Origin of the sequence: Eubacterium uniforme (assembly GCF_900167115.1) — a bacterium.
Lineage (GTDB): Bacteria > Bacillota > Clostridia > Lachnospirales > Lachnospiraceae > Eubacterium_S > Eubacterium_S uniforme.
Window position 1 is genome coordinate 105,663 of the sequence record NZ_FUXZ01000007.1, and the last position, 22,763, is coordinate 128,425.

Below are 22,763 nucleotides of genomic sequence, written 5' to 3' on the forward strand. Positions count from 1 at the left end.
TAAAGTGAGGTAGAAAAATGAATAATTATGTAGCTTATGTAGATCCATCAGTTATGACTTATATTATCCAGGCTGTAGCAGGTATTGTTATTGCAGTTGGTGCTGGTATTGGTATTTATGCTAAGAAAGCTAAAAAGAAAGTTAGCGATAAACTTGGTATTGATGAAAATAGAAATAAAGAAGTTGAAAGTGATGACATTGAAATTAAATAATTTACTATAATTTTTGGCATCAATATACTGCTGACTATATTAGTTAGCAGTATATTTTTTTTGCGTTTAATGGTATAATTGAAAAGGTTTATTGAATATGAAATATTTTGATAAGGAGTAAAGTGATGGCAGTTAATATTAACATTAAGAAATTAAATGAAAAAGCTATAATTCCTACATTAGGATCAGAATATGCAGCAGGTTCAGACCTTTATGCTTGCATAGATGAACCGATTACAATTGCACCTGGTGAAACTGTTTTAATTAAAACAGGATTAGCAATGGAGATTCCAGAGGGTTACGCAGGCCTTATTTATGCAAGAAGTGGACTTGCAACTAAAAGAGGATTAGCACCAGCGAATAAGGTTGGTGTTGTTGATAGTGATTATAGAGGTGAAGTTATGGTTGCGCTTCACAATCATAGTAATGTAAATGCTACAGTTGAAGTTGGGGAGAGAATTGCACAGTTAGTTGTAACACCATTTTTATCAGTAGCATTTTCTGAAGTGGATGTATTAAGTGATACAGTAAGGGGGGCTGGAGGATTTGGATCATCAGGAACAAAGTGAAAAAAAGTTTGGTGAAAAAATAGGTAAATTTGATGTTCTTTTATTATGTTTGCCATTTTTACTTATGACAAACATTATTAGAATAATTTCAATGGATAAAAAAATATACACATACAAACTACCGGTTTTTATTATCGTTGCATGTATAAATGTATTTTTTGATTTATTATTTATATTCTTGATTGTTTCATTAGCGAAGAATTTAAAAGGAATAGCAGGAAAGATTATTTATGCAGTTGCATTTATCTTTTACTACTTTTTCTTTGTAACAAATTGTATATATTATTTTGCTACAAATTATTATTTTAGTATTCACTTGACTCAGCTTGCAAGTGAAGGAAGTGGATATATTTTAAGTACAATTAAGGGGACAAAGTGGTTTGTTTTCTTGATTGCGATTGTGATTTTACTACTTGGTATTTTAGGATTGGTTTCTATGAAGAAATCAACTGAGAATAAGTGGAAAGAAGTAGTATTTACAATTGTTATATTTGGTATAATGCATACAATACTTCCTATGGCATATGGTCAGCACATAGATAAAACGAGTTTGGAAGAGTGGCATATCCCAAGAAATGTATATGATAGTTTTAATGATGCGAATAAATCCATGAAGGTATGCGGATTTCTTGAATATACAGTAAGAGATATTTATAAATTCTATTTTCATGATAAAGTTAAAATAGATGATAATGAAGTTAAGTATCTTGAAAGTGAATATAAGAATCTCTCAAAGGCGCCATCTAATGAGTATACTGGAATGTTTAAAGGAAAGAATGTTATATTTTTACAGTTAGAGGGTATTGATAGTTTTCTTTTTGATGAAAAAACTATGCCAAATCTATGTAATATGAAGAATAATGCATTTGTGTTTAATGATCACTATTCATTCTTTAATGGTGCAGGTTCTACATTTAATAGTGAATTTGCTGTAAATACAGGATTTATATGTCCGATGTCATATTATAAGAATCCTACATTTATGTATAGTAATAGTTTTAAGGATACTATGCCTAGTCTTTTTAGGGATAAAGGATATAGTGTTGAAGCATTTCATATGAATACAAGTGAGTTTTATAATAGGGGACTTAATTATAATTCTTGGGGATATGATAAGTATTACGGAATGATTGATGATTATAAATATGATGATTTGACATATGAATTGGATACTGAATTAATTAATAATACAGATTTTTCCGATAAAATGTTTAAGAAGGAACAGCCGTTTGTTGATTATATAATCACATATACTCCACATACTCCATTTTCAACAAAGGAAGATGTTGGTAAGTTTCTTGCAGAGAAGGAGTATGGTAAAGGAAATGTACCAGATTTTGATGAGGAAGAATCTGTAAGAATGATGGCTACAGAAACAGACAGAATGATTGGTCTTTTGATCGAAAAATTAAAAGAGAATAATTTGTATGATAATACAGTAATAGTTACTTATGCAGATCATTATTTATATATGATAGAAGATAAGAAAATCCTTGAAAAATATAAGGAAACTAGTAATAATTTAATTAATCATACTCCATTTTTAATATGGTCAAGTGATATAGAAAATACAAAAGAAATTGAAAAAACTAATTCACAATTAGATATATTACCAACAGTACTTAATTTGTTTGGTATTGAATATAATGATAATTATTATATAGGTAAGGATATATTAAGTGATGATTATAGTGGATATGTATTCTTTGATGATTATTCATGGTATGATGGAAATGTATATGTAGAAAATGGTTCGGTTACTAATGGAAAAGAAATCGATTCTGATAAGTTAAAACAGATGAATGATAATATTAGTAATTTGACTAAGAGAAATGATTTAACATTAAAGTACGATTTCTTTGGTGATAGTGTTCTAAAAGATAAGTAAATAAAAGATAAAAGCGTGATGTGAAAAGCATCGCGCTTTTTGTTATAAAAAAGACATTTTATATATATTGAACTTGAAAAATTAGTGTGATAAAATATACTATGTATGTGTGTAGATATACATAAAATTTTAAGGAGGAATTGTAATGAGAAAAACATTTAAAAAGACTATGTGTGTTGTTTTATCATCAGCTATGATATTTACATCTGGCGATTTTTCAAATGTAAATGTTCATATGCCATGGGATTTTAGTGTTTCTGTTAATGCTGCTAAAAATGTTGATGACATTGATCCAACAACAGAAGTTTCAACAGCCATAGTCAAGGATACTACTTTATTAAATGCCTTAAAGCAGATTGTAGGCAAGGGTAGTAACATTACTGTAGCTCAGTTAAAAGCTTATGATGGTAACATTGATTTATCAAGTTACACGGGAATTAAAAGTATTGAAGGTTTAGGTTATGCTAGAAAGGCAAAATCATTTAATTTGTCAAAACTTACAGGCGTAACAAAAATCCCAAAAGAGGAATTTTATTCGTGTGCGATGGAAAGTGTTTCACTTCCATCATCAATTACAGAAATTGAAACATATGCATTTGCTGGATGTGAGAAATTGGCTTCAATTAATCTTCCAAACAGCATTACTATGATTCATGAAAATGCATTTGAGAATTGTTATGCACTTAATAATGTAACACTTCCTTCAGGTTTGGTAAAACTTGGTGGTGCTGCTTTTTCCGGTTGTAAATCAATTCAGAGTATAGTAATTCCAAATACATTAAAGACAGATATTACAGATGTTGATAATGATACAGTTAAAACTATGGGAGCTTCAGTATTTGCTAATTGTGAGAGCCTTAATAAGGTTACATTTGGTAATCAGATGAAGAGAATTCCGGATTCAACATTTTCAGGTTGTAGATCGTTAACTTCAGTAAGCATTCCATCAAGAATAGTTGATATTGGAGTAGCAGCATTTGCTGAAAGTGGTTTATATTCAGTTGATCTTTCAGGATGTACTGGTTTGGTAAACTTAGGTGATTCAGCGTTCTCAAGATGTACATCTATGACTTCTGTTTCATTACCAGCTAGCTTAAGAAAAATTAATAATCATACATTTGCAGCTTGTACTTCATTAACAACAGTTAATATTGCTGCTAATAGTAATATTACAACGATTGGTATGGATGCATTTGGTAGTACTAGAAGTCTTACTAATGTAACATTTATGAAGGACTTGAAAAAGTTAACAACAATTGGTGAAATAGCATTTGCAAATGGTAGTGTTAAATCTGATGCTAAAGATATATATGGAAGAAACATTTATGTTGGTGGTCCAGAATATGTATATATTCCTGGTACTGTAACAACTATTGGACAGGGAGCTTTTCAGGAATGTAGAAATCTTGAGGAAGTATACTTCGCAGATATGACGACTATTCCTGATGGTACAACTGTTAGAAAAATTGGTGAAATCGCATTTTTAAATGACTGGAATTTAACTAAGGTTACTTTACCAGAACAGAATAATACAAATGCAAGGGTTTCTGTTGAGATTGGAACTAAAGCATTTCAAAATTGCAATTGGTTACAGACAATTAATTTTCCAACTTGCTTAACGAAAATTGGTGAGTATGCATTTTCTGAAGCAGGTTTTGGCAAAAAGAATAATAATACAAAAGAATTTGATATGAAGGGACTTAAGAATATTGATTTATCAAATAACACAAGACTTGTTGATATTGGTAGAAATGCTTTTGAAAAATGCTATAACTTAGACACATTTAAGTTTCCTAAAAATATCGAAAAGATTCCAAATTTTGTATTATTTCAGTCAGCTATTAAAGATTCAACAACTAATGTAAATACAAAGTGGTATGGATTAGACTATGTTGATTTAGGACAGAGTGTTAAGGTTATTGGTCAGGGTTCATTTAAAGAGTGTGCTAAATTGAATTTTACAAATGATTTATTCCCAAAAACACTTATTACGATTGGAGATGAATCATTTGCTACTTGTGCAACAGGTGGTTCACTTACATTCCCAGAGAATCTTGAAACTATCGGTAAAGGAGCATTCTCAAAATGTAATTTCTATTATAGTGCAAATGATTGGAGTAATTGGTTCTCTGATCCTAAGTACGGATTGAAGGAAGTTAATTTTGGTAAGGCTAAAAAACTTAAGTCAATTGGACAGCAAGCATTTGAATATACTCCAATTAAATCAGTTGAGTTTGATGCATCAGCTCCACTTGATTCAATTAAGCAGGATACATTCTATGGATGTTTAAATCTTGAAACAGTAAAATTAAGTGACAGTGTTCAGGATATCGGAGCAAGTGCTCTTGGTGCTTGTAAAGTATTAAAGACATTAAATACTCCAGCAACTACAATTTTGGATCGTCAGGTTGTTATGACAAAGTCAAAATCACCTAATGTTCCAAAAACAAATATGTTTACATTTGTTACAAGAGTACCATCTAATAAGATTAATGTTAGAGTTAATGAACATGATGAAATGGGTATTTATTCTCTTGTATACAATGATAAGAGTCCAGTTCCAGGATATGATACAACATTTAGTAAAGTGACAATCAATAATAGTTCATTTAAAGCAGATGAGGATGGTAATTCTCTAGTTGCAGAAGGTACATATGGTACATTACCAATTACTCCTTCTATAGGTAGATCTGAAGTGAAAACTGAAGGTTCAAGTAAGAGTTATAGTGTAAAAACATTAGAATTTGCTGGCAATACAGAAACAAAAAATGTTCCTGTTGAAGTAAGTCTTAAATTAGTTTTGCCGGTAACTCAGGGAGACAGTACAACAGTTCCTTCTGTTATACCTGTAACAGGTAATATTGTATATAATGTCGATGTTACAAAGGTTCCTTGTGAGTCAATTTCACAGGATGATGTATATATTGGTGTAGATAAAACAAAAGCTAAGAGTAAGGGAACAACAATTACTCCTACAATCACACCTGTAAAAACTACAGATAAACTTACTTGGGAAGTTGATTCTTCAAATAATTTAATTGACCTTGAAGTTGCAGAAGACGGAAAATCTGCTGTGGTATACGCTAAGGGAAATGCTTATGGATCAACTCAGATTAAACTTAAAGCTGGTGCAGTTACTGAATATTTTTATGTATATGTTGCAGCTCCATCAAATGGTTTAAAACTTGATAAGAATACATTAAATATTCCGTATAATACATCAAGTTCAATTACAGCAACGATTACATATAGTAGCAAGGATTATGAAAGCTTTTATCAAAGCAATCCTGATCACGTTAAGTTTATAAGTAATGATGAATCGATTGTTAAAGTTGGTAATGTTACATCAAAAATTGGAAATACACCATCTAGTGGTAATACATTTACATGTGAACTTATTGCTGGAAAGATTGGAACAACTACATTAACAGCTATAGCTGAAGCATCAGGGAAAACTGCTACATGTAAGATTTCAGTTGTGGCATCAAATTTAAAGACAACATTAATTAATGTTGATGATGACACAAGAATTAATCATGGTGATTCTATTACTCTTTATAGAATTAATGCATCTGTACATAAGGATGTTGTTGATCAGGGTACAAAGACATTTTTATATGATTTTACATCAGATGATCTTGCATCAAATGATATAGAATATATTGTAGATAATGATAATATTTGTAAAATTGAAAGTTATAGTGCTGCAAATAAGACATTTAAGATTTCAGCTAAACATGCAGGTACAACAGATGTAACAATATGGCCAAAAGGTTTTGATGCTGCTGTTAATGGAGTTACATTTAAGGTAAAAACAACAGCAGATATTAATGGACTTAGACTAAAAAATAAGACTATTAGATCAGGAAATGTAGAATGTATAATTGATAATATTTCAAATAAGTTTGGCGACGTTATTAAGAATGGTGCAGCAGATCCTTCAACAATTACAAATAATTCATTAGAATTTGTATCATCAGATAATAGTATTGCAACTGTTGATGGTAAGGGATTCGTTAATGTTAAGGGTGCTGGGCCGGTAGTTATAACATGTAATGCATACGCACCTGATGGTACTCTTCTTAAAACAGCTACTTGTACTGTGACAGCTAAGATTGGTGTTAATGATTTAGAAATTAGTTCTGTTCCAGATACAGTTTATACAGGTAATGATATTAAACCTGTAATTACTGTAAAGGGAAGAGGAAAAGTGTTAACATTAGGTACTGATTACTCAGTTGAATATAAGGATTGTAAGAATGTAGGTACAGCTAGAATTAAAGTTAGATGTAAAGGAAATTATGATGGTGAAAAAGAAATAACATTTAAGATAAATCCTAGAAAGGTTACAAATCTTAGACAGGTAGGTTCAGCTAGTAAACCATCAATTACATGGACTGCAGTTCAGGAAGCTAATGGCTATGAAATCTTTACATATTCAAAAGGAAATTATACTAAGATTGGTACAACAACTAGTGTTAAATATGTATTAAAGAAATTAAAGAAATATAAAAACTATAAGGTTGCTGTTAGAGCATACGCAAAAGGAAAAGATGGAAACCTTTATTATGGTGATTACACAACAATTTCAGTTACTCCTGGTATGACAGCAGTTAAAATTACAAAGTTAAAAGTAGGCAAGAGAAAGATTACAATTTCATGGAAGAGACAGAAGAACATTAATGGTTATGAAATATATATGTCTACTAAGAAGAAAAAAGGCTTTAAGAAGATTGCAACAATCAAAAAAGCTAAGAAGGTTAAGTTTACAAAGAAGAGACTTAAACGAAAGAAAGTATATTATTTTAAGATTAGAGCTTATAAGAAGGTTGGAAAAGCAAAAATTTATGGACCATTTTCCAAAGTTAAAAAATCTGGTAAAGTAAAATAATACTTAATTAATAAAAGGGTCATCAGGTTAATCTGGTGACTCTTTTGTTAGCATAAAACGTATATGAAAATATGATAATTACGTATTGACATATAATGAGAAGTATAATAAAATATATCTTGTGTCTGTATGTTGGTCCGCATAAAAACATTCATACAGATAGGTTTAGTGATGATTTCTGAACTCTCTCAAGGAAATCATAAGTAAACATATATGGAGGTAATATACCATGGCTAACATTAAGTCAGCTAAGAAAAGAATTCTTGTTAACAGAACTAAGTATGAAAGAAATAAGGCAGCTAAGTCAGCAATTAAGACAGCGATTAAGAAAGTAGAAGTTGCAGTTTCAGAAGGCAATAAGGAAGAAGCTACAAAAGCACTTGTAAATGCTACAAAGATTATCGACAAAGCTGGTTCAAAAGGAATTATGCATAAGAATACAGCTGCTAACAAAGTTTCAAGACTTACAAAACTTGTTAATTCAGCTAAATAGTGTTTAGTGAATAAATAAACTCTGCTCTGTATTTGAGCAGAGTTTATTTTTAGTATGAATATGTAAATGGTTATTGTAAAAAGAGGTTAGTTGATTTTATGAAAATTAGAGAAGAAAAAATATTAAAAGGTTTAGCTAGTATAATAATTATTATGTGTCATATGGATGTTAGAAATATTTTTACATCATGTGGTTATTTGGTTGTTGGCGTTTTTTATTTTTTTTCAGCATATAATTTATGTTATTGTACTTTAAAAAAAGATTATTACTTGGAAGGATTTATTAATAAAAAAGTTGTAAGTATATTCTTGCCATTTTATATAATGACAGTATTGTATCAAATTGTTCAGAGTTTTACTTTAAAAATTTCGTATTTTTATAAAGTATTTATACCAACATATGATTGCAAATATCTATGGTATATTAAAAGTTTAATATATATATATATTGTATATTTTATTGCTTTTAATATTATGAAAAAGATTAATAAGGTGAATTATATTGCATTAGGATGGATTGTATGGTGTATTTCGGGAATCTGTATGATTTCATTTACTCATGATCCAAATAGGTTTATGCCATCTGCTTTTCTTGCGGGATGGTTTATATTTTTGAATGAAGAAGTTATTAAGAATTTTATTAAAGATAAATATATGCTGATTATGATAGAATTTATTATAATAATAGTGTTACATTTATTATTGTTTTATAGATATAATAACATAACAGTTTATATTTTGGCACAATGGGGAACTCCTTGTATTTGTGGATTATTTTGTTATTCGATATGTGTTAATTTTGAATTGAAGAATAAAGTATTGTTGTCTTTAGGAAAGATATCAATGGAGGTTTATTTGGTACATCCGGTAGTACTAGAATTTTTGAAAAAATATAAAATGAATAGTTATATATATATATATATATTGGTATATTTTCTTGGTATTATGATATTAGCTATTTTGTTAAATACAATAATGAGAAAGGTATTATTGAAAAAAAATAAACAATATATATAAGAAGGAGTATTTAATGTCTAAGATAGATAAAGAACATATAAGAAATTTTTGTATAATAGCTCATATAGATCATGGTAAGTCTACACTTGCTGATCGTATTATTGAAAAGACAGGCCTTCTTACTGATAGGGAAATGCAGGCGCAGGTTTTAGATAATATGGATTTAGAACGTGAAAGGGGAATTACAATTAAATCTCAAGCTGTTAGAACTATATATAAAGCAAAGAATGGTGAAGAGTATGTATTTAATTTGATTGATACTCCAGGGCATGTTGATTTTAATTATGAAGTATCAAGAAGCCTTGCAGCATGTGATGGAGCAGTTTTAGTAGTTGATGCTGCACAGGGTATTGAAGCACAAACGCTGGCTAATGTTTATATGGCACTTGATCATGACCTTGAAGTATTTCCTGTTATCAATAAGGTTGATTTGCCTAGTGCAGAACCAGATAGAGTTGCAGCAGAAATAGAAGATGTTATTGGTCTTGAGGCAGAAGATGCTCCTAGAATTTCAGCTAAGAGTGGTCTTAATGTAGAAGAAGTATTAGAACAGATAGTGGAAAAAGTACCAGCACCAAAAGGTGATGATAATAAACCACTTTCAGCACTTATATTTGATAGCATTTATGATGCATATAAAGGTGTAATTGTATTCTTCAGAGTAATGGATGGAAAAGTTAAAGCTGGAGATACAGTTAAGATGATGGCAACAGGAGCAACAGCTCAGGTTGTTGAAGTAGGTTATTTTGGTGCAGGTCAGTTTATACCATGTGAAGAATTATCAGCAGGAATGGTAGGCTACTTAACAGCTAGTATTAAGAATGTAAAAGATACTACAGTTGGTGATACTATTACTAATGCTGAGAATCCATGTAGTGAACCACTTCCTGGATATAAGAAAGTAAATTCAATGGTATATTGCGGCATGTATCCAGCGGATGGAGCTAAATATCCTGATTTACGTGATGCACTTGAAAAGTTGCAGCTTAATGATGCGTCACTTAAATATGAACCTGAAACATCTGTGGCATTAGGCTTTGGATTTAGATGTGGTTTTTTAGGGTTATTACATCTTGAAATTATTCAGGAGAGACTTGAAAGAGAATACAATCTTGATTTGGTTACAACAGCGCCAGGTGTTATTTATAAGGTCTATAAGACAAATGGTGAAATGATTGAACTTACTAATCCATCAAATCTTCCGGATCCATCAGAAATTGATTATATGGAAGAACCTATGGTTTCAGCTGAAATAATGGTAACAACAGAATTTATAGGGCCTATTATGGAATTATGTCAGCAGAGACGTGGTATTTATAAAGGAATGGATTATATTGAGACAACGAGAGCACTGCTTAAGTATGATTTGCCACTTAATGAAATTATTTATGATTTCTTTGATGCATTAAAATCAAGGTCAAGAGGATATGCTTCATTTGATTATGAACTAAAAGGTTATGAACGAGCTAAACTTGTTAAACTTGATATTTTGATTAATAGAGAAGAAATTGATGCACTTTCATTTATTGTTCATGCTGATACAGCATATGAACGTGGTAGAAAGATGTGTGAAAAGTTAAAGAAAGAAATTCCAAGACAGTTATTTGAAATACCAATTCAGGCTGCAATTGGAAGTAAAATTATAGCTAGAGAAACAGTTAAAGCTATGAGAAAAGACGTACTTGCTAAGTGTTATGGTGGTGATATTTCTCGTAAAAAGAAACTTCTTGAAAAACAGAAAGAAGGTAAGAAACGTATGCGTCAAGTTGGTAATGTTGAAATACCACAGAAAGCGTTTATGGCGGTTCTTAAACTTGATGAGGATTAAGAGTTGAAAGAAATTATAAGAGATAGAAAAAAATATTATTTATATTATACAATTATATATTTAGTTGTAATGTTAATAGTTTTTCTCCCTTTTTTGTTGAATGGTAAAACATTTATTGCAGATAATGATACAATCGCACAGCATTATCCGTATATGGTTAAAATTCGGGATTTTTATAGATATAATATAAAAGCTTTAATTATGGGGAAACAATTAAAATTTTTTGATTTTAACACATTTTTAGGTCTGGATATTGTTCAAACATATAACTATTATGGATATGGAAATCCTTTGTTTTTATTGTTGATTTTTGTGCCCAAAAATATGATGCCGTTTATGTATCAGATAATGGTCTTAGTATTCATATATTTAGGTGGGGGATTTTTTTCGGAATATTGTTTTTATCATAATATAAAAGAAAAAAATATTATGATTGGAGTGATTTTATATATTGTTAGTCCGCTTGCAATTGCGACTATGGACCAATTGTGTTTTGTATTATTGGTTTATCAAATACCATTGGCTTGGCTTGGTTTTGATTTGTTACTAGACAAAAATATAAAGAGTATTTTTGTGGGGGCGTTAGTAATTATTTCTTTAAGTGGATTTTATATGTTGTACGTAATTACAATTTGTTTGATATTGTATGGCTTTTATAAAGCAATAAATAACAATAACAATATAAAATCAACTATAATATATTTAAAAGAAAAAATTGCTACTAGTTTGATTTGTTATATCATTGCTATATTATTGGTTTCACCAATTTTTATTGTGAATTTGGTTGGCTTTTTTAATAGTTTTCGAAGTGGAAGAAGCAAAAATTTAAATCTTTTATTTTATAACAAAGAGATATATGATAAAGAATTGTTAAGTTTCATTTTTTATTTTCCAGGTTCATTTTTTACAGTAAATATTGCTGTTTTAATTATGATATATATGATGAAAAAAAAGAAAGAAACGAAATGGTTAATTATTACTGGAATTATTATGGTGTTATCTCAAATTTCGGTTGTAGGGTTTATTTTTAATGGTTTCGCGTATCCTTCGAACAGATGGTTTATGGTGGTTTCTTTTTATTTTTGCATATTATGTGTTCAATTTTTTGATAAATATAATATAAATGCAAAACAACTAGTTTTAATTATTTTGATATCGTTGATTCAGCCTTTGATTTTTTCTTATTTATTTTCGGGGGCGGATGAATGTTTTTCAGTTAAAAAGATAAAGAATATTTCAAACAGGATTAATCAGGAATCAAAGATTAATCGTGTTGACTTAAGCGGAAATGGTTTGAGTAGAGAAAACGCGTATTGTGAGAGTCCTTCAACTTGGATTTATACAAGTATGATACCGAAAAAAATATGTGATACTATGTTGAAATTTGGTAATAAAGAATTACATAGTACTAGTGAAATATATGGACTTGATGGTAGACCAGAATTAATGGCATTATTTAATGTTGATGAGTATTATGGTGCTGATGATGCCTATAAACCTGATTGGTTTGTAAAATCTTCTAAAGGTAATACTTATATAAATACACTAAGTCTTCCGTTTGGATATACATATAAGAATATTATTTATGAAAATGATGTGGAAGATATGAATGAAATAGATAGATCATGGGTTGCATTAAGAAGAGGAATAGTTGATAATTCAAAACATAATAAAAATGATAAAATAGAAGGTATTTCAAAAAAGATTCCATTTATCTCAAAAAATGAAAATAAGAAATATATGTTAAAATTTGACGAAATAAAAAAATCACAGATATACGTCGTATTAGATGGCTCGGAAGGTGGTAAAATTGAAGGAAAAATAAATAATAAAGACTGTTTTGTAAATGATTTTTCATTTTTTACCAAAAATAATCCGTGGTTTATTCAGCGAGAGAAATTGTATATAAATGCAGGATATTATGATAAAATTTCAGAATTGACAATAATTTTTGAAGAAAGTTATGATAAGGGTGTAGAATTATATGCTGTAGATGTATCAAATTACAAAAGTTACTTAAAGGAATTATCTGAAAAACATTTAGATAATGTCAAGTATAGAGTAAACATGATTGAAGGAAGTGTTAGTCTAAATGAGGATAGAACAATGTGTATTGCTGTTCCAAATTTAAAAGGATGGAAAGCATATGTTGATGAGAAGGAAGTAGATATTTATACTGTTAATTATATGTTTATAGGTATTGATATACCGAAAGGAAATCATGTGATAAAAATAAAATATAAAACACCATTATTTGATGAATGTTGTTTTCTTAGTGGAATAACAATGTTAGTATTAATATGTTATGGTGTAATAAGACGTAAAAGAAAAATTAGAGATAATAAGGTTGAGGGGTGATTATGGAAATATATGTACACATTCCTTTCTGTATTAAGAAATGTACATATTGTGATTTTTTATCTGCACCAATGGATGATGAAATTAAAGATAAATATGTAAAGGCTCTATGTAAAGAAATAGAAAATGGAAATAATAAGGATGAATTTGTTAGTAGCATTTTTATAGGAGGAGGTACGCCTACTGTATTAAAAGGCGAATATATTGAAAAAATAATATATACTATATGTGAAAATTATAATGTTAACTTAGATGCTGAAATATCTATTGAATGTAATCCAGGAACAATCACATATGAAAAGTTAATTTCGTATAAGAGGAGTGGAATAAATAGAATTAGCTTTGGTTTGCAATCATCTCATAATGATGAATTGAAGAAATTAGGAAGAATTCATACGTATGAAGATTTTGTTGAGAATTTTGAGTTAGCAAGACAGGTTGGATTTAAAAATATAAATATTGACTTGATGAGTGGACTTATAAATCAGAGTTTAAAAAAATTTAGTGATACTCTAAATAAAGTGGCAAAGTTAAATCCTGAACATATATCGGTATATAGTTTGATTATTGAGGAGAATACGCCACTTTATGAATATGTTAGAAAAATGGAGAGAGATGGAATTGATATTAGGCCATTAGAAGAAGTAGAACGAGAAATGTATAAAGTAACAAAACAAATACTATCGAGTTTTGGCTATGAAAGGTATGAAATATCAAATTATTCAAAATCTGGATATGAGTGTAAACATAATATAGGTTATTGGACAGGAATAGATTATATTGGGTTTGGTATAGGAGCAGCATCATATAAAAATTTTGGTAATAAAGCAATTCGATGGAAGAATACAGATAGTATTAGTAAATATCTTGATAATATTGAGACTAAGCAAGATGTTGAAAGATTAACCATAGATGATATGATGTCAGAATATATGATATTAGGCTTTAGGTTATGCAAGGGAGTTTCAAAAAAAGATTTTTATAATAAGTTTGGTGTTACCTTACAAAAAAAATATGGAGACATAATTAATAAGTATTTAGTAAATGGTTTTTTGGCTGAAAATGAAGACAGAGTTTTTTTGTCAGAAAAGGGAATTGATGTAAGTAATTATATTTTATGTGATTTTATGTGAATATAGAAATAGTTGTATAATAAAAATACATATATCATTAATTGGATATTAAAATTTGGTGAGAACTCGATGTTTGATTTGAGGGTTTGTCGTAACTGACAAACCCTCAAATTGTGTATGTGATTCGAAATGACCTGTGAAAATTAAGTAAATATAAATGTGGAAAATATCGAACTTGAGTATTAGTGAACTAGCAGAAATGAACACTTTAATAGGGTAAATTATCTTTATGTTTAATTAAAAAATATTGTTATTGCACATTTGTTATGACAGTTTTATAATAAATATATATGTTGCACAAAGAAATTGTAAAAAATGAGAATTTATTATAAAAAATCAACAAATGGAGGTAGCGTATGAAGGGGATTTACAAAAAGATTGTTTCGATATTTCTTGTTGCTAGTATGATTATTACTGGTAATGGTGTATCAGGTTTGAAATTGAAAGATGTATTTGCTTCTGATGCCACAATTGAACTTATCAATGGTACTCTTGGATCTTCAGATGGTCTGTACGATGGTAATACAATTGGAGAGGCAATACTTGGTAATACATCAACAAATGCATCGGATGATTTATATATGGATGTTGGATCATTTGTTGAATTTGATATTGCTACACAGAATAGTTCAGGTTATTCATTTTATTTAGCTGAAAATGCTACAGGAGAGAATAAACTTACACAATCGTTAAATTTCGAAGGACGGAAAATTGATGAATTTGATGAACTGGGGGAAAATATAGAAATACATTATGGCGATGATGTTAGTACTTGTACGAGTGATATGGCATCAAGTAGTACTTATTATGGAGTTAAAAAACATAAATATATAGATTATGAGCCAGGTAAAGATCCAAATACAGGAGAGACGGTTATGCTTCCTGTAGAAAAAGAGATAAATGTAGCGTTCGATCTTTTTAGCGTGGAATATGAAAATAATCATATAAAGATTAAGTCTCATAAAGATACTAAGCAATCAATTAATTATAGAGATACCTATTATTTGAATTTTATTGATAAAAATGGTGGATTTAAATGGACATTGAATATCCATGTTATGTTTAAAGCAACCTATGATAATTGTTCAATTAAAGCTAATGCTGTGTTTGTTAGACAGGGCAGAAATATAGTTCTTGATGTAAAAATGAAAAATAATAAGGATTTAATTACGGATGGCTTTGATTGGAAGGTTGTTAATGGGGATAATGTACAGAGTGAAGAAGTGTTAGGTACAGTTACAACTAATAAGCAGGGAACTACCAGATTCTCACAGGAATCAAGCGCAACATTCCATGCTGATTCAGATAAGGGTACAGGAAGTGTTGTTATAACAGCAAGTACTAATAGTGGAATTATGCTTGAAGATGGCGCAAAAGCATGTATAGCTTTAGGCTATAGAGGAACTACTTTTGAAATTACAGTTCCTATAGTTGAGTGGGTTCCTGCTACAGAAATAAGTTTCTCGAATGAAGAATATATTATTCAGGTTGGTTCAACAATTGAATTAAATAAACTTATTACTGCAAAGAGCGCAAGTGCAACTAATCCTAATGATGAATATACATTTACAATACCTACTTCTCAGGGTAAGTATGCAACAATAAATAAAGTAGCTGGGCAATCAACAATGCAACTTGTGAAACCTGGAAAGGTTGAACTTACATGTACAGCGGAAAATACCAGCGTAACAGCGAAGTGTATTATAAATATTATTAAGCCAACAACTAATTTGACGTTGTCAATTAATGGTGAAATAGTATCTCGTTATGAACCAACAACTACAAAAAATGCAACAATAAGAAGTGGTAATGAATTTATTGTTACTGCAGAAGAGTCTACTGGTTCAGATGAAGAGCTGATTTGGAATGAAGATAAATGGAATGGATTATTAACAGCTGAATTAATAAGTGATGTTGATAATGTAAAAGTTTATAGAATAAAAGCTAGTGATGTTACAGAACCAACTAGTGTAACTATGGAACTTGGAACTAATAGAACAAAAATAGGAGGAAATGATCCGGGAGAAGTTAAGGCGTCATATTTGCTTAATATCTATCCTATGATAACAGATGAAAATCCTCTTATAACAAGCGTAAGTTATGATGGCGAAAATTCATATCCAACAGATAGCATAGACTTATATAGTGGAGAGTCAGTGGTTGTTTATGCAAAGCCTGAAGGTATTTTAAATACGGAACCAGTTGATCAAATTGACTGGACTATTCCTCAGAATTCTGCATATATATTAAAAGAAGATTATAGAACATTAGAGAGTACTAATGTACTAAATGCTACAACAATTTACTGGTTAGATGATGGAGAAGAGGCATCAGTCCTTAGAGCAACATCAAAGAGTAATCCAGGTATTTCTAAGGATTTGATTATTAATACAAAAACATCAATAGAAAATATTGGGCTTGAAGTGGATAATTTAACATCACCAACTTTAAATGTAGGTGATTCGGCGGTTATCAAACCTACAATATATCCAGAAGGTGCTGATGAGGAAATAGAATTTGTATCACAATATCCGGATATGGTTTCAGTAGACCAAGATGGTAAAATTACTGCTCTTAAGGCTACAGATGCTAATGGTGTAGTAATATATGTGTATGCATATCATGAAAGATTTGATAATCCAAAGGCTAATAGAAGACTTATGGCTACAATAATTGTCAAAGTTAAAAAGATAGGATCAATTGAAGTTAAATATGATGCTGAAAGACAGTATACAGATAGTACATATTCAGTTACAGCATATGCGTATGAAGAAGGACAGGGTTCACAGGCTTTATCAGATGATACTATCGTAAATTGGAGTATAGTTGATGAAAAAGTTGCTAGTATTTTTGGAAGTACAACAGGTAAAACAATAGATATAAAACCAGAAAAAGTTGGTACAACGGAAGTTGTTGCTTCTGTTGGTAGTGGAGAAGGAAATAATCCTGTAACAGGTAAAGCATTTTTAACAGTTACAGCTCCTATTACAGATAGTAAAATTGTAGTTTCAAATATGAATACTTATACACTGTCAACACCGAATGATAATGCTTACAGATATTTACCTAACGGTGCTAGACAGGATATTACACCTGTTTTGACAGCGACAGGTATAGATTCTAGAGCAAATGCATATGATGAATATGTTCTTGTTGAAGAAACCGATTATAATGTATCAGATTCATTTGTTGAAGGCAGAGGAATAGGTACATATTCAATTAGATTTACGGGAAATGAATTATATACTGGTTCAAAATCTGTAAATTATAGAATATTCCCTAAAGTACTTGGTGACGATGTAAATCGTGATGGTGAAATATATGTTGAAGAAGTTGGTAAGTTAGTATATAACGGACAAGTTCAAAAACCAAATTTAAAGATTACATACAGAAATAGTAAGGGTTCACAGGAACTTGTATTAGGAACAGATTATACACTTAGTGATGGTAATACAGTTGCTGGAGATTATTCTATAGTAGTTACAGGTAAGGGCAACTTTACAGGTAGTTTTATTGTTGACTATACAATTCATCAGTTTGATTTAGAAGAGAACTTCGGTGAAACATTAAAATATAAAAAGACCAATGCTAATGAATACGTGATTTCAGGTAGTGTACCTAATCAGATTTGGAATGGAACAGAAGTTTGTCCAAATTCTCAAGTTTTAGTTTATGCAAAACTTGTTGAAGGTAAAGAAACATGGACTAAGTTAGTAGAAGGAAAAGATTATACTGTTGAATTTGAGAACAATACTGGTGTTGGAATTGCAACAGCAATTATTACAGGTATAGGTAATTATGTTGAAGAAGTACGTTGCGATTATAGAATAGTCGAAAAAGATATTTCAATAGATAATACTGGTGGTAAAAAAGCTACAGTAGCAGAAATTGGTACACAAGTTTATACTGGCTTTGAAGTTACACCAAAAGTAACCGTAACTTGTAATGAAGTTTTATTGCAGGAAGGTATTGATTATGAATTATCATATTCTGATAATATTGATGCAAACGTTAAGAGTAAAAAAATACCTAAGGTTATAATTACAGGTATTGGAAATTATAGTGGAACTATAAGTAAAAACTTTACAATTAGACCAGCAAATATTTCTGAAACAGATTTGGCTGATGGTTTAATTAATACAGAAGAAATAGGCGAAGTTATTTATAATGGATCTACTCAGGTACCAACACTAGATATTAAATATACTAATGATGAAGGAACACTAAATCTTGTAAAAGATGAAGACTATTCATTAGCAGCTAGTGGCGTTAATGTTGGCGAAGGTTATCCAGTTACAGTTACAGGTAAAGGTAATTATACTGGCTCATATGTATTTTACTTTGATATTAAACCATATAAATTACTTGATAAATTTGGTGTGGATGTAAAATATCAAAATGCAAATAAAGAATTTGTAACAGAAGGTAGTGTTGAAGACCAGGTTTATAATGGTACAGAAGTAACACCAAACGGAAAGATACTAGTTTATACATGGCTTAAAGGTCAAAGTGGTAGTGCAACAAAATTAATTGAAAATACTGATTATACAGTTGAATATGTTGATAATGATAGAGTTGGGCAAGCAAGAGCAATTATTACTGGTAAAGGAAATTATTCTCAGTCTATTAATTGCGATTTTAATATAATACAAAGAGATATTTCAGCTAAGATAGCAAACTTAAGCGATAAGGCTACGATAGCTCCAATTGATAATCAAGTTTATACTGGATTTGAAATCGAACCAAAGGTTACAGTGACATGTAATAGTATTGAACTTGTTGAAAACGTTGATTACGTATTATCATATGAGGATAATATTGATACAAATATTAAGAGTGGTAAAAAACCAACAGTTATAGTAACTGGAATTGGTAATTACACAGGAAGTATTAGTGCAAACTTCACAATAGTTCAGGCAGATTTATCAGATACAACTTTAGTACAAATTGATGAAATCCCAGATCAGTATGATTGTGGTACATTACTTGTTCCACCAATCACAGTTAGAATGGGTGAATACACATTAATAGAAGGAGTGGACTATAAAGTTTATTATGGTAAACAAAACTCTACAGAATATAATTATCAAATGGGCACACAGGGTGTTGTTACCATAGAACCGGTTGTTAAAGGAAACTTTACAGCAAATATATACACAACAGTTAGAAACATAAAAGGTAGTGAACAATTCTTTGATATAGTTGAAAAGAGTGTAAGTTCAAATGCTGATGATGTTAGCATTAAGCAGGAAAATGGTGAAGCATTAATTAATGATGCAATATATGTTAATGTTGCTAGAGCAGGAGCTGTAAACTCAACTCTTAATTTCGATATTGAAGCAGTTCGTTTTGATAACACTGAGTGTGATGACATAGTATTAGTATATGCAGATGCTAATGATCTATTTACATATGTTGTTACACCAGAAGATAGTACAAATGGTAATAAGGCAACTCTTTCAATAACAGGTAAAAAAGCTGGAAGAATGAAAATTTCGTTATTAACAAAAACTGGCGTATCCAAATATGTTGATGTTATAGTTAATGATCCAGCAACTTCAGTAAATGCAATTATTAAGGATAGAGAAGGTAAAACTGTTACAATTGATTCATCTACTAATCAGTGTGCTTTATTTGAAAATCATGATTATTTCCTAGAACCTGTATTATCAGTTGGAAAGACAGATACAGTTTCATGGTCAGTAAGTAATGAAGAGTACGCTACAATTAATGAAGATGGTAAATTGACAACAAAGAAGCCAGGAACTGTATACGTTACAGTAACAACTAATCCTTCAGAAGTTAGTCCTGGTGGAGTTTCAAAACAGATTACATGTATCATTAAAGAGAACGTATTAGCTGAAAATGTATTTATTAATAACAAGCAAAACTTATCAGTAGATTTGAAATACGATAAAACAATGGAATTAACTGGTACATCAATTTCAAAAGAGGGAGCAAATGTATCAGAAGAGTTATTATGGTCATCATCTAATGAAGATGCAGTACAGATTATTGCTGGTCAGGGTACAGGCAAGGCTGTAATAAAAGCAGTGGGTCCAGGAAGTGCAATTATTACATATGGTAGTAAGTTAGAAGCGGGAGTGAAGGCTACATGTACAGTTAATGTAACATATGATGTTACAGGAGTAGAACTTTCAGATAATGAACAATCGATTATAGTTAGTGATTCATTTGAACTTACTGCAACATTTAATGAAAATGCAGAAGATGAATTTATCTGGACTGTTGATAAAGAGGATGTTGTATCTATAAGTGAATATGATAGTGAAAAACATAATTCACAAACAGTTGATATTACAGGACTTAAACCTGGAACGGCAACGATAACAGTCAAGTCAAAAAATTATAATAAAACAGCAACATGTAGAATTAATGTTGTTCATGCATATGCCAAGGAAGCATTTATCAACGGAAATAATAATCAAACAATAGAAATGATGAATGGAGACACATTGGTACTTACTGGATCAGCAATATCTGATTTAGGTAAGGTAACAGAAGAACTTACTTGGGAAACAGATAATAGATATATTGTTGATATCATAGAAACAACAGAAGATGGAAAAGCTACAATTAAGGCATTAATGCCGGGCGAAGTAACAGTATCATATGGAAGCACAGTTAAGGATGGAGCAAGAGCAAGATTAAAAATTTTAGTTAGTAATCCGGTTACAGGCATTATGTTTGATGACGGCGATAGAGAAGTACATGTAGGAAGTACATTAACTTTAGGTGCAAGATTCAATGCATTTGCTAAAGGTGAAATGGTTATAACAAATACTAATGATGATGTTGTTCAAGTTACAGGAACTGCTGAAGGTATTTGCGAATATCAGGATATTAATGTTAAGGGCTTAAAGGCTGGTACATCAACAATTACTATTACAGCTAAAGGAACAGAATTATCAGATAGTGTAGAAATAACTGTTTTAGATAATATGGTTAGTGCTGCAACAATTAATGGTGAAGTTGATTCGGAATGCAAACTTAAGTTTGATGATACGATGGTTCTTAGTGGTATAGCAACATCAGAAACAGGTGATGTAACAGAAAAACTTACATGGAAATCATCGAATGAAGATGCAGTTAAGATAGTTGATGGTATTGATACAAATGAAGTTACTGTTAAGGCAGTTGGTCCTGGATCATCAGTTATTAGTTTTGGAAGTGATGCAGAAGGTGGCATAAGAGCAAAATGTACAGTCAATGTATATTATGAAGTTACAGAAGTTAAATTTGATGTAACAGAACTTATAATGACAGCATCATTAAAGAAACAATTAACAGCAAGCTTTAATGAGTATGCAGAAGATGAATTTATATGGACATCATCTGATGAAACAATACTTAAGGTGAATAATTTAAATAGTGGTGTAGCAAATGAACAGACTGTTACATTAGAAGCACTGAAAGCAGGCAGCGTAAATGTTACTGCTAAGTCAAAGTCTTATGGAACTAAATCTACAATTACTGTAACAGTAGTAGATAATAAGGCTTCTAAAGTATTAATTAATGGACAGATTAGTTCTTCTAAGACATTAAAGGTCAATGAGACTATGGAACTCGTTGGAACAGCAGAAGCTACGGAAGGAAAAGTTACAGAAAAACTTACATGGACATCATCTAATGATAAGGTAGTACAGATAGTTACTAATGATGGAAATGGAAAGGCAAGTGTAAAGGCAGTAGGAGCTGGAAATGCAGTGATTACATTTGGTAGTGCAAGTGGTGTTAAAGCAACAGTTACAATAACTGTTGAAAAGGAAGCAGTTACACCAACAGTTAATCCACAGGATGAAAATCAGGTTAAGGAAGGACCAAAAGCAGGTTCAGTTATTTCTGATAGTAAATTAAATTATAAGGTTACAAAGGCAGGAACAAGTAACACACCTGGTGAAGTTAGCATTAAGACAGTTGTAAGCAAGAATGCTAAATCAGTAGTTATTCCGGATAATGTAACAATTAATGGTATAACATATAAGGTTACTGTTATTGAAAACAATGCCTTTAAGAATAATAAGAAATTAGTTAAGGTTACTATTGGTAAGAACATTATTAGAATTGGAACTAAAGCTTTCTTCGGATGTAAAAAGCTTAAGAAGGTAACTGTGAAATCTACTGTATTAAAGAAGATTGGCAAAAAAGCATTTTACAGAAAGGGTGGAAAGAAATTAACATTTAAGGTTCCAAAATCTAAGAAGAAAAACTATAAAAAGTTAATAAAGAAAGCTAAAACTAATAAGTATGTTGTAAGATAATTTTAATATTGATTTATATACATATATATATAGTTGATTAATTGTTTTTCTCGATATGAGGATAAGGGTCTGTCAGATTATGGCAGACTCTTA

The 22,763-nt window shown here is 30.3% G+C and carries 10 protein-coding genes; all 10 read left to right on the forward strand.

Going from position 1 to position 22,763, the window contains the following annotated elements:
* The first annotated feature begins 17 nt into the window (after positions 1–17).
* The 10 genes from B5D16_RS06445 to B5D16_RS06490 all read left to right on the forward strand — a co-directional run bounded on the left by B5D16_RS06445 (position 18) and on the right by B5D16_RS06490 (position 22,670).
* On the forward strand, positions 18–212 hold the full coding sequence (locus B5D16_RS06445; RefSeq protein ID WP_078766160.1) for a hypothetical protein: 195 nt from the start codon (positions 18–20) through the stop codon (positions 210–212).
* Positions 213–337: 125 nt separating this feature from the next.
* Positions 338–781 (forward strand): dUTP diphosphatase, encoded by a 444-nt coding sequence (dut, locus tag B5D16_RS06450; RefSeq protein WP_078766161.1) that lies wholly within the window; start codon positions 338–340, stop codon positions 779–781.
* Positions 759–2,669, forward strand: a complete 1,911-nt coding sequence (locus B5D16_RS06455; RefSeq protein ID WP_078766162.1) for an LTA synthase family protein — start codon at positions 759–761, stop codon at positions 2,667–2,669. Before dut ends, B5D16_RS06455 begins: the two co-directional genes overlap by 23 nt.
* Before the next feature lie 145 nt (positions 2,670–2,814).
* Complete coding sequence (locus B5D16_RS06460; protein ID WP_078766163.1) at positions 2,815–7,560, forward strand: leucine-rich repeat protein; 4,746 nt, start codon at positions 2,815–2,817, stop codon at positions 7,558–7,560.
* Between the two features lie 229 nt (positions 7,561–7,789).
* The gene (gene rpsT / locus B5D16_RS06465; protein ID WP_078766164.1) at positions 7,790–8,053 is read left to right on the forward strand and encodes a 30S ribosomal protein S20; all 264 of its coding nucleotides are present in this window, start codon (positions 7,790–7,792) and stop codon (positions 8,051–8,053) included.
* 98 nt (positions 8,054–8,151) lie between these two features.
* Positions 8,152–9,069 (forward strand): acyltransferase family protein, encoded by a 918-nt coding sequence (locus B5D16_RS06470; protein WP_078766165.1) that lies wholly within the window; start codon positions 8,152–8,154, stop codon positions 9,067–9,069.
* Positions 9,070–9,082: 13 nt separating this feature from the next.
* Positions 9,083–10,897, forward strand: a complete 1,815-nt coding sequence (gene lepA / locus B5D16_RS06475) for a translation elongation factor 4 (RefSeq protein WP_078766166.1) — start codon at positions 9,083–9,085, stop codon at positions 10,895–10,897.
* A gap of 3 nt (positions 10,898–10,900) precedes the next feature.
* Positions 10,901–13,255, forward strand: a complete 2,355-nt coding sequence (locus B5D16_RS06480) for a YfhO family protein (protein WP_078766167.1) — start codon at positions 10,901–10,903, stop codon at positions 13,253–13,255.
* 2 nt (positions 13,256–13,257) lie between these two features.
* Entirely contained in the window at positions 13,258–14,388 is a 1,131-nt protein-coding gene (gene hemW, locus B5D16_RS06485; protein ID WP_078766168.1) for a radical SAM family heme chaperone HemW, read from the forward strand.
* A gap of 356 nt (positions 14,389–14,744) precedes the next feature.
* A complete protein-coding gene (locus B5D16_RS06490) occupies positions 14,745–22,670 on the forward strand; it encodes an Ig-like domain-containing protein (protein WP_078766169.1) in 7,926 nt (2,641 codons plus the stop codon).
* Positions 22,671–22,763 lie beyond the last annotated feature (93 nt).